Origin of the sequence: Salinicoccus sediminis, from assembly GCF_000986795.1 — a bacterium.
GTDB classification, from domain to species: domain Bacteria; phylum Bacillota; class Bacilli; order Staphylococcales; family Salinicoccaceae; genus Salinicoccus; species Salinicoccus sediminis.
Window position 1 is genome coordinate 32,529 of the sequence record NZ_LAYZ01000004.1, and the last position, 12,625, is coordinate 45,153.

12 protein-coding genes and 1 riboswitch are annotated in these 12,625 nt (G+C 52.2%); of the genes, 1 reads left to right on the forward strand and 11 read right to left on the reverse strand.

Annotation, left to right across the window (positions count from 1 at the left end):
* Positions 1–54: 54 nt before the first annotated feature.
* The 8 genes from WN59_RS07135 to nrdI all read right to left on the reverse strand — a co-directional run bounded on the left by WN59_RS07135 (position 55) and on the right by nrdI (position 8,196).
* Positions 55–471, reverse strand: coding sequence for a FixH family protein (locus WN59_RS07135; protein WP_046514983.1), 417 nt, complete (start codon positions 469–471; stop codon positions 55–57).
* 526 nt (positions 472–997) lie between these two features.
* The gene (gene ribH, locus WN59_RS07140) at positions 998–1,465 is read right to left on the reverse strand and encodes a 6,7-dimethyl-8-ribityllumazine synthase (protein WP_046514985.1); all 468 of its coding nucleotides are present in this window, start codon (positions 1,463–1,465) and stop codon (positions 998–1,000) included.
* A 13-nt stretch (positions 1,466–1,478) separates the two neighbouring features.
* On the reverse strand, positions 1,479–2,651 hold the full coding sequence (locus tag WN59_RS07145; RefSeq protein ID WP_046514987.1) for a bifunctional 3,4-dihydroxy-2-butanone-4-phosphate synthase/GTP cyclohydrolase II: 1,173 nt from the start codon (positions 2,649–2,651) through the stop codon (positions 1,479–1,481).
* Positions 2,644–3,249 (reverse strand): riboflavin synthase, encoded by a 606-nt coding sequence (locus WN59_RS07150; protein WP_046514988.1) that lies wholly within the window; start codon positions 3,247–3,249, stop codon positions 2,644–2,646. The genes WN59_RS07145 and WN59_RS07150 overlap by 8 nt, the downstream gene beginning before the upstream one ends.
* 5 nt (positions 3,250–3,254) lie before the next feature.
* Positions 3,255–4,289, reverse strand: coding sequence for a bifunctional diaminohydroxyphosphoribosylaminopyrimidine deaminase/5-amino-6-(5-phosphoribosylamino)uracil reductase RibD (gene ribD, locus WN59_RS07155; RefSeq protein WP_231577166.1), 1,035 nt, complete (start codon positions 4,287–4,289; stop codon positions 3,255–3,257).
* 153 nt (positions 4,290–4,442) lie between these two features.
* A riboswitch (FMN riboswitch) is annotated at positions 4,443–4,582 on the reverse strand.
* 131 nt (positions 4,583–4,713) lie between these two features.
* Entirely contained in the window at positions 4,714–5,688 is a 975-nt protein-coding gene (nrdF, locus tag WN59_RS07160; protein WP_046514993.1) for a class 1b ribonucleoside-diphosphate reductase subunit beta, read from the reverse strand.
* Between the two features lie 32 nt (positions 5,689–5,720).
* A complete protein-coding gene (gene nrdE / locus WN59_RS07165) occupies positions 5,721–7,826 on the reverse strand; it encodes a class 1b ribonucleoside-diphosphate reductase subunit alpha (protein WP_046514997.1) in 2,106 nt (701 codons plus the stop codon).
* Positions 7,789–8,196, reverse strand: coding sequence for a class Ib ribonucleoside-diphosphate reductase assembly flavoprotein NrdI (gene nrdI, locus WN59_RS07170; RefSeq protein ID WP_046515000.1), 408 nt, complete (start codon positions 8,194–8,196; stop codon positions 7,789–7,791). The genes nrdE and nrdI overlap by 38 nt, the downstream gene beginning before the upstream one ends.
* Positions 8,197–8,552: 356 nt before the next feature.
* Between nrdI and WN59_RS07180 the strand changes: the two genes are divergently transcribed.
* Complete coding sequence (locus WN59_RS07180; protein WP_046515007.1) at positions 8,553–9,407, forward strand: DMT family transporter; 855 nt, start codon at positions 8,553–8,555, stop codon at positions 9,405–9,407.
* Positions 9,408–9,461: 54 nt separating this feature from the next.
* On the opposite strand, the gene recQ is transcribed toward WN59_RS07180, so the two are convergent.
* From recQ to WN59_RS07195, 3 genes are all read right to left on the reverse strand, one after another.
* On the reverse strand, positions 9,462–11,252 hold the full coding sequence (gene recQ, locus WN59_RS07185) for a DNA helicase RecQ (RefSeq protein ID WP_046515011.1): 1,791 nt from the start codon (positions 11,250–11,252) through the stop codon (positions 9,462–9,464).
* Between the two features lie 174 nt (positions 11,253–11,426).
* A complete protein-coding gene (locus WN59_RS07190) occupies positions 11,427–12,368 on the reverse strand; it encodes a 5-oxoprolinase subunit C family protein (protein WP_046515016.1) in 942 nt (313 codons plus the stop codon).
* Positions 12,365–12,622 carry a hypothetical protein gene (locus WN59_RS07195; protein WP_046515019.1) on the reverse strand — a complete coding sequence of 86 codons (258 nt, stop codon included), beginning with the start codon at positions 12,620–12,622 and terminating at the stop codon, positions 12,365–12,367. Before WN59_RS07195 ends, WN59_RS07190 begins: the two co-directional genes overlap by 4 nt.
* Positions 12,623–12,625: the final 3 nt, after the last annotated feature.

The window sequence follows — 12,625 nt, forward strand, 5'->3', positions numbered from 1 at the left end:
GTCCCACAATACAATTATGAGCCGCTGTTCAGACACACGCAGACCTGGGGGTTTTTATCTCACAGTGACCTGTTTTTCAGGCATTGTGTGAAGCTGGTAGGCGTCCACATGGGAAATCACGGAATAATCCCCCGCCTCGTCGAAAGTATAGTCGATTGTGTACAGGCCATTTTCAGAATGCTCCGCTTCAATCATGTCCAGACTGTTGCCGTCAGCATCAAGCACCTCGAACCTCACCTTGTCCGCATCCGTCACATCCTCCTCGTTTGAAGTGACATGTGCGGTGAAACTTTCATTTTCGCCCGCTTTTGCTGTCCCGGGCACTTCAAGATTCACATCGAGGGACCGCACCTCTTCGTCCGCCTCCTCGTGGGAACCATGGTCCCTGTTCTCTGAATCGATATCATTCCCGCATGCCCCAAGCAGCATCACAGCTGCGAGCATAGCCGTCATCCATATTTTTGACTTCATAATCCGAATCTCCTCCTGCTATTCTGTCCCGGTTTTCAGTCCAAAGACCTGATATCCATTTTAGCACGTATAATATATCAGAATTTGACCGATATATGAAAGTTGGTTGAAGTAATTTTGACAGATGTGTGCAGGATGGCTTTCTCCGGGGCGGGCTCTTACTGCCGATTTGGTTTCGATGATGAGGGGATCCGTTCTCCTATTATCGTTTCTCAGTCGATGATAAGGCAGACCATTCTCTTATTGTCGATTCACTTTCGATGATAAGAGCCGGGCTCCTCTTATTAACGATTCCATTTCGATAATACCCCTCTCACCTCAACGATTTCAAAACATCAAGGTGACCTGTCCCTCCTCACCTCATCGAATAACATTCATTAAGGCGACCGCACCACGCTCACATCATCGATCGCGGAACGTTAAGGCGGTCCAAGCTCCGCCCGAAACCACCAGTCCGGCCGCACCAAAAAAACCGGGAAGCCGCCTTCTACAGCCTCCCGGTCTCAAATATCCCTCAATCAACCGCTTATTTTCTGATCTGCGCCATCAGATTCGCCATTTCGATGGCGCCGGCTGCGGCGTCGGCGCCTTTGTTGCCTGCTTTAGTGCCGGCGCGCTCGATGGCCTGCTCGATGTTCTCTGTCGTGATGACTCCGAACATGACCGGCACCCCTGTCGCCATACCTGCCTGGGAAATGCCTTTTGCCGCTTCGTTGCAGACATAGTCGTAATGGGTTGTGCTGCCGCGGATGACGCAGCCGAGTCCGATGACTGCATCGTACTTGCCGCTTTCGGCGAGTGTCTTCGCCGCAAGGGGGATTTCAAATGCTCCCGGCACGTACACGAGGTCGATATCATCGGATTTTACATCATGACTGACGAGCATGCCTTCGGCCCCGTCCACCAGCTGCGAGGTGATGAAATCGTTGAACCTTCCTGCGACTATCGCGATTTTCAAGTCTGTACCGATCATTTTCGTTTCTATCTTATTCATTTCAGGGTGCCTCCTAGAGTAGATGTCCAAGTTTGTCTTTTTTCGTCTTCAGGTAATCCTTATTCACAACGTTGGCTTCAATGATATGGCTGCGGCGGTTGACGGTGAGCCCTTCGGCTTCAAGACCTCTGATCTTCCGCGGATTGTTGCTGAGCAGTGTGACGGTGCCGATGCCGAGCTGTTTCAGCATCTCAGCCGCAACATCATACTCCCTGAGATCCGCATCGAAGCCGAGATGCTCGTTGGCGCTGACCGTGTCGTATCCCTGCTCGATCAGTTCGTAGGCCTTCAGTTTGTTGATCAGCCCGATGCCGCGGCCTTCCTGCCTCATGTAGAGGATGACACCATCCTCGCGGCTCATGATGTTCATGGCCCGCTCGAGCTGGTCCCCGCAGTCGCATCTTTGACTGTGGAAGACGTCACCCGTTAGGCATTCCGAGTGGATCCGGACGTTCATTTCCGGGGACAAAGCGCCGTGCACAAGGGCCAGATGCTCCTTGCCCGTGGTGTTGTCCACGAAGCCGTACATTTTGAAATCCCCGAAATCCGTCGGCAGCTTGACCGTGCTCTCAAGCGTCACACCGGAATATTTCTCCATGTATTTCCGCAGATCCTCAATCGTAATCATTTTCAGGCCGTGCTTCTCTTTGTACACTTCAAGGTCATCGACCCGCGCCATCGTGCCGTCATCATTCATGATCTCACAGATGACGCCGACCGGCGAGGCGCCGGCAAGTTTTGCCAGATCCACAGCCGCTTCCGTGTGCCCCATGCGCTCAATGACACCGCCGTCTTTTGCAACAAGCGGGAAGACATGGCCGGGCGTATTGAAATCCGTCTGCTTCATATCCGTATCCGCCAGGGCACGGATCGTATCGAACCGCTCATGCGCGCTGATGCCCGTCGTCCCCGATACGTGATCCACCGATACGGTGAATGCTGTACTGTAAGGGTCGCTGTTTTGTGCCGCCATCGGAGTGAGCCCCGCCCGGCGGGCAATTTCAGCCGTCACGGGCGTGCAGATCAGCCCTCGCGCATATGTCGCCATGAAGTTCACTTCATCCGCTGTGATAAAATCCGCAATGCCGATGAGATCCCCCTCATTTTCACGGGCTTCATCATCCACGACAATCACCAGTCTGCCCTGTTTCAGATCACGGACTGCATCTTCTATGGAATCAAACATGACCAGCACCCGCCCCAAGCAGATGCTCAACGTGCTTCATCAGCATATCCGCTTCGATATTTACAATGTCGCCCCGGTCTTTATCAGCAAGCGTCGTCCGCACGCGCGTCTCCGGAATCAGATTCAGTATGATTTCAGATGAGTCCAATGCGGTGTCAAACAGCGTCAGGCTGATGCCGTCCACCGCCACCGACCCCTTTTCCGGCATGTACTTCATCAGGTGATCCGGCACTCTGATGCGCATGACCATCGCCTCGCCGTCATGGCTGATATCCGTCACTTCCCCGGTGCCGTCGACATGCCCGGAAACGATGTGGCCGCCGAGCCGTGTCGACAGGGTCAGCGCGCGCTCGAGATTCACTTCATCTCCGTCCGCCACAGAGCCGAGGCTCGTGATGCGTTTTGTCGCATTCACCATCTCCACTGTGAATGATCCCTCTTTTATCTCCGTCACCGTCAGGCACGTGCCGTTGACGCTGATGGAATCCCCGAGTGCGGTATCGCCGAAGATTCCCGATTCAATTTCAAAAACCGTAAGTTCTCCTGTATCCGTCGTCCTCTCCACTCTGCCAACCTGTTCGATTATTCCTGTAAACATATTGCTCAAGCCTTTCTGTAGGTTATTTTCAAATCCGGCCCGAGCTTTTCAACATCCACCAGTTCCAGCTGCACCGCCCCGTCCATGGAGGGTATGCCCTCCTTGAACAGGCTGTGCGTAGATTCACCAAATATTTTCGGGGCAACATATAAAAATATCCGGTCATACAATCCTTCTTTTATAAACGATGTGTGGACAGAAGCTCCGCCCTCGACAAAAAGTGACGTCAGCTTCATTTCATAAAGGTCCCGGAGCACATCTTCAAGGCTCCAGTCACCGATTTTCACATCACACCGGTCTTCATATTTCAAGTTATCCTCATTCGTCGTGTAGATGACAGGACGCTTGGGGTGACGGAAAATTTCAAGGTCCTCCCTGAGCGCCCCGCTGCCGAGCAGAACGACCGGCCTGGGCGAACGGCCGCCGCCCTCAATCCGCGTGGTCAGCAGAGGATCATCCCCGAGCAGTGTATGCGCCCCGACGAGTATCGCGTCGTGCACATTGCGTTCGTAATGGACATCCGTCCGCGCCGCCTGCCCTGTAATCCACCTGCTTGTGCCGTCCGCCAGTGCCAGTCTGCCGTCCGCGCTCACCGCACATTTCAGCGTGATGTTCGGCCGGCCCCGCTCCAGGTGATTGAAGAACTCCCTGTAGAGCGCCCGGGTCTCATCCGACGGCATACATTCGACATGGAGCCCCGCGCGGGCCAATACCTCATGCCCGCTCACTTTAGGATTAAGATCCTGTTCAGCGTAGAAAACATTCCTGATCCCCGCTTCGATGATCGCATCGGTGCACGGCGGCGTCTTCCCGTGATGGGAACACGGTTCCAGCGTCACGTAGATGTCAGCACCCGAAGGGTCCACGCTGCATGAGGCGAGCGCCTGCCTTTCGGCATGCGGCTGGCCGTAGCCGAAATGCGCCCCCATGCCTATGATGCTGCCGTCTTTGACGACGACTGCGCCCACCGGCGGGTTCTTCCCCGTCTGCCCTTTGGTCATCATGGCAACGTCAAGTGCCATCTTCATAAATCGGTTCAAGTTTTTCCCTCCTGAATATAAAAACGCCGGGGATATGATAATATCCTCCGGCGTCGATCAATGTATGCAGAAATAAGCATTGCAAAAAGCAATACCGAACCTTGCGTATCATTTCCGGGTAACGCAAATAAGCGCTCCCGATATACGCTGCATGTCTTCTCTCTCCCATCCAGACTCTGACTGTCGGCTTCAGACTTGCACTGAATCAGCCGTACCGTATAAACAGTACGGGTCGCGGGCTCGCTTCAAAGCTTACCGCCGGTTGGGAATTCCACCCTGCCCCGAAAGAATCGCAGTATTCAGTTGAAAAACTCTACCTTAATCATATGACATATATATGAAATGTCAACACAATTGCTCCGGCCGTTCCCCGGCAGCAGAAAAGCCCCTGCATGCCGGCGGCATGGAGGGGCCGTGAATCTTTTTATCTTACTTCATCAAAGACGAAATCCTCGTCCTGGATCGGCTCGACGTTGAGCGCGAGCACATAGCCGTCACCTTTGACGCTGAAGAAATCGTGGTTCTTCGTCGTCGTATCCAGTGCGTTTTCAATGATCGGGTTGAATGACTTCTCTTCGAAATATGCGTCATAGCCCAGGTTCGCGAGCGCTTTATTCGCGTTGTACTGGACATAGTTAAGCACATCCTCCGTCAGCCCGAGTTTGTCGTACAGGTCTTTCGTGTACTTCTCTTCATTAGCGTACAGTTCTTTGAGCAGTTCGTACATCTCTTTGTCCGCACGCTCCTGCTCCTCGTCCGTCAGTTCCGCTTTCATCATCTGTGCATCAAGACCGGTGAATACACCGTGGATGGATTCATCCAGCAGGATCTTCCTGATGATTTCACCGCTTGTTGTCATCCTGCCCTGTCCGGCCAGGTACAGCGGATAATAGAACCCTGAGTAGAAGAGGAAGGATTCCAGGAAGACGCTTGCGACACGCGCCATGTACTGGTCATACAGGGACGGATTCTTGCCGTACAGCTCATGGTAGCGGCCCACGATCTTATCCGCCTTGAATTTGAGCTCTTCGTTTTCAAGCACCCAGTTATCCAGCAGATCATCGGTCTCTTTGGACGGCAGCAGCGTCGTAAAGATATGGGAATATGATTTGGCATGGACCTGCTCCATCATCCCCATGAATGAATACACCGCTTTTTTCCTGAGATCTTCGGTATGCAGCATGATGAGCGGCATGCCGTCGTCCGCCTGATGGGTGTCGAGGCCGGTCAGGCCGGCCAGGACTTTCTTGAATGTATCTTTTTCATCATCCGACATGCCTTCCCATGAAGCCAGGTCCTTTGAGACTTTGAATTCCGTCTCCACCCACATCTGTGAAATGTTCTGACGCCAGAATACGTTGGTCATGTCATCTTCTTTGTTCCAGTTTACTGCAATCATTTTAATGACTCCTTTGCCATAGATCGTTTAGATTATACGGAGCAGCTTGTGCACTCTTCCACGCTGAGCAGTTTGTTCCTTGTGTAATACAGGGATTTCAGCCCTTTATGGTGTGCGTAGATATAGAGTCTCGCAAGTTCCCTTGTGGAGATTTCAGAGTTCACGTACAGGATCGTACTGATGCCCTGATCCACATGCTGCTGGATTGTTGCGATCATGTCGATGAGTCTCATCTGGTCCGTGTTGAATGCACTCTTGTAGTACCACATCGTCTCCGGGGACAGGAACGGCATCGGGTAGAATGTTTCCGAGTTGCCGTAAGTCCTGCGTTCGATCATATCGACGATCGGCATGACGGAGCTTGTCGCGTTCTGTACATAGGATATGCTCTGCGTCGGCGCGATTGCCAGACGGTACGCGTGGAAGAGACCGTGTGCCTTCACCTCTTCTGAGAGCGCCTTCCAGTCTTCCGTCGTCGGGATGTGGATATCCGAGAACAGAGCAGCCACTTTATCCGATTCCGGTTCCACAGCCTGAGCCGTATACTTTTTAAAGTATTCACCTGTTGCATAGTCGGATCGTTCGAAATCCTTGAATGTCCGGCCGCGTTCTTTGGCGATCATCATGGATTTCTCGAGCGAGTAGTAGTTGAGCAGCATGAAGAATACGTTGGCAAAGTCGCGCGCCTCACGGGATTCATAGTTGATCTTGTTCTTGGCCAGGTAGCCGTGCAGGTTCATCGCCCCGAGACCGACCGAGTGCAGCTCATCGTTCGCCTTTTTGACACCCGGCGCATTCGCAATGGCCGTATCATCGCTGACCACCGTCAGCGCTTCGATGCCTTCATGGACGGATTCGCGCACTTTGCCGGACTCCATTACGTTCGCAATGTTGAGCGATCCCAGGTTGCAGGAAATGTCACGGCGGATTTCATCGTCCGTGCCGTAGTCATTGATCGTGGATGTTTCCTGCAGCTGGAAGATTTCAGTGCACAGGTTGCTGATCTTGATCTGGCCGACTTCCTTCAGAGGATGCACCTTGTTGGCATTGTCCTTGAACATGATGTAAGGATAGCCGGACTGCAGCTGTGTCTGCGCGATCGTGTTCAGCATTTCACGCGCATCGAACTTGCGCTTTTTCACTTTGTCGTTGGCCACGAGCTCGTCATACATCTCATCCAGATTCATGTCATCGAGCGTCTGGCCGTATTCGCGTTCCACTGTGTGCGGTGCGAACAGGTAGAATGGTTCATCGTTTTTCGCCAGGTCGAAGAACTTGGACGGGACGACAAGGCCTGTGGAAATCGTTGCCAGGCGGATGTCTTCATCCGCATTCACCTTTTTAGTGTCCAGGAATTCCGGCAGATCGTAATGGAAGATGTTCAGGTAGACAGCACCCGCTCCCGGTCTCTGGCCGAGCTGGTCGGCATAGCCGAAGCCGCCTTCAAGCGCCTTGGCAACAGGCAGTACGCCTTTGGCCACACCTTCGATGCCTTTGATCGCTTCACCGCGGGCGCGCAGTTTTGACAGGTTGATTGCGACGCCGCCGCCGATCTTGGACAGCTGTTTTGCAGTGGAGTCGATGTAGTTGATGGAGTTCAGGCTGTCATCCACTTCAAGCAGGAAGCATGAAACCATCTCTCCGCGGCGTGCACGTCCTGCGTTCAGGAATGTCGGTGTCGCCGGCTGGTAGCGCTGTTCAAGCATTGAGAGGATGAGCCGTTTCGCCTGTTCCACGTTCCCTTTTGACAGATACAGGCTCACGATGACCACATGCTGCTTGTAGTCTTCAAGATACTGCTTTTTGTCGTTCGTCTTAAGCGTATAGTCCTTGAAGAATTTGCTTGCAGCCATATAGCTTTTGAATTCGAAGGGGATGGACTCTGCATATTCAACGATTTCCATCACAGCGTCCTCGGAATACTCTTCGAACAGGTCATAGTAGAAGTCATTGTCCACGAGGTAATGGAGACGCTCAAGCTCGCTTCCGAAATGGATCGACTTGTCCTTCACTTCCTCTTTGAATACCTGAAGTGCTTCCTGATCCTTGTCCAATTGGTAGAATCCGGTCTCGTCGCGTTTCGTGACTTCGTTATTCAGCTCAATGTGATTGTATTTCTTCTCGTCTAATACTTTCATGTATAGCCCCTGCCTTTTCAATGAATTCTTCTCTTTCTCCGGGAGTACCATGCAGCTCGAATTTCATCAGGAGCGGCACACTGTACTCATTGCTGACATGCTCTCCGGCCATGGCATAATGAGCGCCCCAGTTGCGGTTTCCGCTTGATGCCACCGCCACCATCCTCCGGTGGTTGACACGGAGGAAGGATTTGACTTCCGCCGGCACGCCACCGTAGCCGTAGGTGCTCGTCACCAGGATGAACGGTTCGTCCACCGGCTCATCTTTGTTCGCGGCGCGGATTTCGTATGTTCCGAAGTGTTCGCCGGCCTTTGAATTTTTGATGAACCGCCGCACGTTCCCCGTCATGGAATAGAATGCGATTATCATGCCATCCCCCCTTCCATCATACTGGCCAAAATAAAATAAACGAACGCGCGTTCGATTAGATCTTTTGCCTTCATTTTATAAATACACATATAATCGGGGTGATAAACACTATATCTTGTGTTTTGTTGTAAATTTAAACACCATATGTGCTGTTTCGCATCTTCTATGATGCCATACATTATATGTTTAGGCAAAGGAAAGATTTGTAATTTCATGAGTCCATATTCACATAAAATGGTCCGAAGTCCCTCCACTCATATGTTAGCCTGTATCCATGATTTTTAAAAATATTTTTGGTAAAATTCTTTATGTGATAAAGTATGAAATTTTATATTTTCAATTGGAGGCCGCTTTTAATGAACAGCACAGTCAAGGGGATCATAGCCCTGGTCATTTCCTCTCTCGGTTTCAGCCTGATGGCGGTTTTCGTCAAATACAGCGGCGATCTGCCCACCGTCCAGAAGGTGTTTTTCAGGAACATCGTGTCCATGCTGATGGCACTCGGCTTTGTCATCTACTACAGGGAGAAGTTTTTCGGGCATAAGGAGAACCAGCTCCTTCTCATCACCCGTTCGACTTTCGGCGTCATCGGTGTCGTGCTCAACTTCTTCGTCATCGACAGGATGGTCCTCAGTGATGCCGACATACTTAACAAACTCAGTCCCTTCTTCACAATCATCCTCTGCGCAATATTTCTAAAGGAATATGTACGCCGCTACCAGGTGATCTCCATCATCATCGCCTTTGCCGGCGCCCTCTTCATCATCAAGCCGTCGATGTCGAGCGATACGGTGTACGGACTGATCGGTATTCTGGGCGCTCTGTTTGCAGCCGGGGCATATACGGTGCTCCGCGTCCTGGGCAGCCGTGAGAAGTTCTATACGACAGTATTCTATTTCTCATTCTTCTCATGCGCCGTCCTGCTGCCGTTTTTCATCTGGCAGTACGAGCCCATGACCACCATGCAGTTCTGGGCGCTGATCCTCTCCGGCGTATTTGCGGCCGTCGGCCAGTTCGGGCTCACAATCGCCTACAGTTTCGCACCCGCCAGGGAGATATCCATCTTCTTCTATTCGACAATACTGTTCACAGCCGTTTTCAGCATCGTCGTCTTCGGGGATATTCCGGACACGTTGTCAGTCATCGGCTACATCATCATTTTTGCCGCAAGCTACTATATGTACATGAAGAACAGACCGGGCAGAATATGATGCCGCAAACAGGCAAGCCGGCCCAAGGAATTGGACCGGCTTATTTTTACGGCTTCATTCAGTCACAAAGATCCCTTCCCTGTGCGCTTCGATCGTTTCAAGGAAGTGCGGACAGTAATGCTTCAGCTTATAGTTGCCGACACCCTGGATGTTCACCATGTCCTGTTTGCTCCGGGGCATCTTTTTGGCAAATTCCCGGAGGGTTGCATCCGTAAAGATATCCTCCTGGGACACCCCGTATTTATCCGCAAGCCGCTCCCTTGTATCTGCAAGCTTGCCGAACAGCAGTTCATTCGGGGAGGAGGCTGTGCTGATATCCACTTTCTCATTGAAGTGCTTCCTGAACGGCACTGTCATGAGTCGGGCATCTCCGCCGAGCACCGCTTCGCTTTTTTGGACGGTATAGAGATGCTCCTCCTCTATATGGAGATAGCCCCGCAATATCAGTTCATCAAGCACATGGCTGATCTCCCCTGTCAGATAGCTTTCCATATTGCCGAAGGACGCCAGTTCCTCAAGGCTGTGGGAAGTGACGTTCTCACTCATCTCGCCCCTTAATATCTGGATCGTCTGCTCGCGGGTCAGCGGCAGCGTGCACTCTTTGATGAGTTTCGTCACCTCGGCCCCCTCGGGCGTCATATCATAATCACGGCCTTCATCCCTGCAGTTGGAGCAGGTGAGGCATTCCTCCACATATTCGTCCGGATCGAAATATTTCGTGATGAAGCTGCTCAGGCATTTCGATGTCCGGTTGTACTGGATCATCCTGTCGAGTTTTGCCCGCATATGATCCTTGTACTGGTCGGATGAACTGGAGCGGTCGATGAAGAACTGGTGGAGGTTGACGTCACGCGGGCTGGACAGGAGGATGCATTCGCTCACTCTGCCATCCCGTCCGGCACGGCCGATTTCCTGATAATAGCTTTCGACATCCCCCGGCAGGTTATGGTGGATGATGAAGCGGATATCCGGCTTGTCGATCCCCATGCCGAAAGCGTTGGTTGCAACGGCAATCCTTCTGCCGCCCGATACGAACTCGCGCTGGTTGGCGTTGCGCTCCTCTTTGCCGAGCCCGCCGTGATATATGACGTTATCCACACCGTTGTCCGCGAGGAACAAAGAAATCTTCTCCACTTCCGCCCGCGTGGCTGCATAGATGATTCCGGCCTCGCCGGGATGGTCCTCTATATAGGACAGGATGAACTGTTCCCTCTGATACGTCCTGTTCACACTGAGGTGCAGGTTCTCCCGCGCCACACTGGTGGTGAAGACATTGTCCGTGTCGATCCCGAGAAGTTCCTGGATATTTTCCTGGACTTCAAGTGTCGCGGTGGCAGTCAAGCCGATGGTCACTGCCTCCGGGAGAAGCTTTTTCAGTACCGGTATGATGCTCTGATAGCTCGGCCTGAAATCATGCCCCCATTTGGAGATGCAATGCGCTTCATCAAATGCCACGAGCGGCACATCAAGACGCATGATCAGATTCCTGAACGCTTCGCTGTTGAAGCGCTCAGGGGCAACGTAGAGGAACTGGTAGTCTCCGCGTTCAAGGTTTGTCATCAGTGAATCTATTTCCTTCTTTTTCAGTGTGGAGTTCAGGTAGGCAGCAGGAATGCCCTGGCTGTTCAATGATTCCACCTGGTCCCGCATCAGGGAAATCAGCGGGGAGATCACCAGTGTGAGCCCTGTGTGTTTCAGCCCCGGCACCTGGAAACAGATTGATTTCCCCGACCCCGTCGGCAGTATACCAAGCGTATTGTTGCCGGCCAGCACCGAGCCGATGATCTCTTCCTGTCTCGGTCTGAATGTATCGAATCCAAAATACTGTTTTAGAATATTTCTCATGTCAAAACCATTCCCACCATATACCGGCCGATGCCGGCATTCGTTTTTACTGATATATAATTATACATTATTTCCGGAGTATTTTGTTGTTCCCGCGATCATTTTTCAGTATGAAATTTTTGTTGCGCCAATGAAAAAAGCCCGGAACATTCCTGTTCCGGACGAAGTTTCATTCTACATTTTTTCTTTGACAAGCTCTTTTGACAGTTTGTAGTCTATCGCCTTGAACAGGCTCTTCACCCACAGGTGGTGGGCGTACAGATTGGCATGTGCATCTGCTGCATCGATGACTTTGAACTGGATTTTAGAACCCGTGCTCTTTTGTGAGAGCTTGTGCAGATGGTAGGAAGGGATCGTGCCGACCTGCGGTGCCGTCGTCACTTTGTTGAAATCATTCAGCGCAAGCACCGGCTGGCTGTCCGCGATATGCACACCGCCCTTGACGCCGGCGTGTTCAATGCCGATATCCTGAAGCGCGATTTCAGGGCCGTCCACATAGAGCGCCACCCTGTTCTTTTCATTCCTCACCGTGTACTCTCCGCTCTCAAGCTTCTCATATATTTCATCCGGCACATCGGGACGCCTGACAATATGATAGACATCCGAAAGATAGACTTCGACGAGCGCGTAGGTATCGACGCCCCAGTTCACCTCGCTCCGCCGCTTCATCATGTTGAACAGTTCATCGTGATGTGCCGTATAGTCGCGGCACATGATGATTTCGTCACCGGATTTCATGACGTTCGAACCTTCGGTCTTCAATCCGCCCGCCACGGCAAGATAGATGCGGTTGCCTTTTTTCTGCGGGATGAATTCCAGTTCATCCCCGCGGTCGAAAAGATAGATGCGGTTGAGGTATATTTCGCGGTCGCCGGACTTCCCTTTGAACCCGGCGCCGCTGAAGGCGATGACCGTCGGTTCCGTGAATTTAATGACTGAATGCTGGTGTGTCATTTCCACAGTCGGTGCCGCCTTGTCGTTGCCGACCAGCTGGTTTGCCAGCTGGTGCGCCAGACGGTCGCACGCGCCGTTATATTCGTTGCCTTTGGCGGACGGTTCCGGGTCCAGAGTCTGCAGAATCGTGAGCAGCCCGCTGTCCTGTACTATGATGCTCATGCCGCCACCTCCATTCTGCCAAGGAATGCCCTGACTTCCTCTATCACCAGGTCACACGGCTCGATTGTATTGTGCGCCTCCATCACTTTGACCGGCGAATAAAGGAACGTGAGCGTGTGTTTTGTCGTCTGCAGTTCCTTTAAGTATTCATGCGTTCCCTTTAGGAATCCATCCGCAATCCTCGCCCTTTCAGAATCGCTGATGGACCCTTCCTGCTGGTACGTGATGTAGCAGTCTCCATTTGCAAAAATCATCTT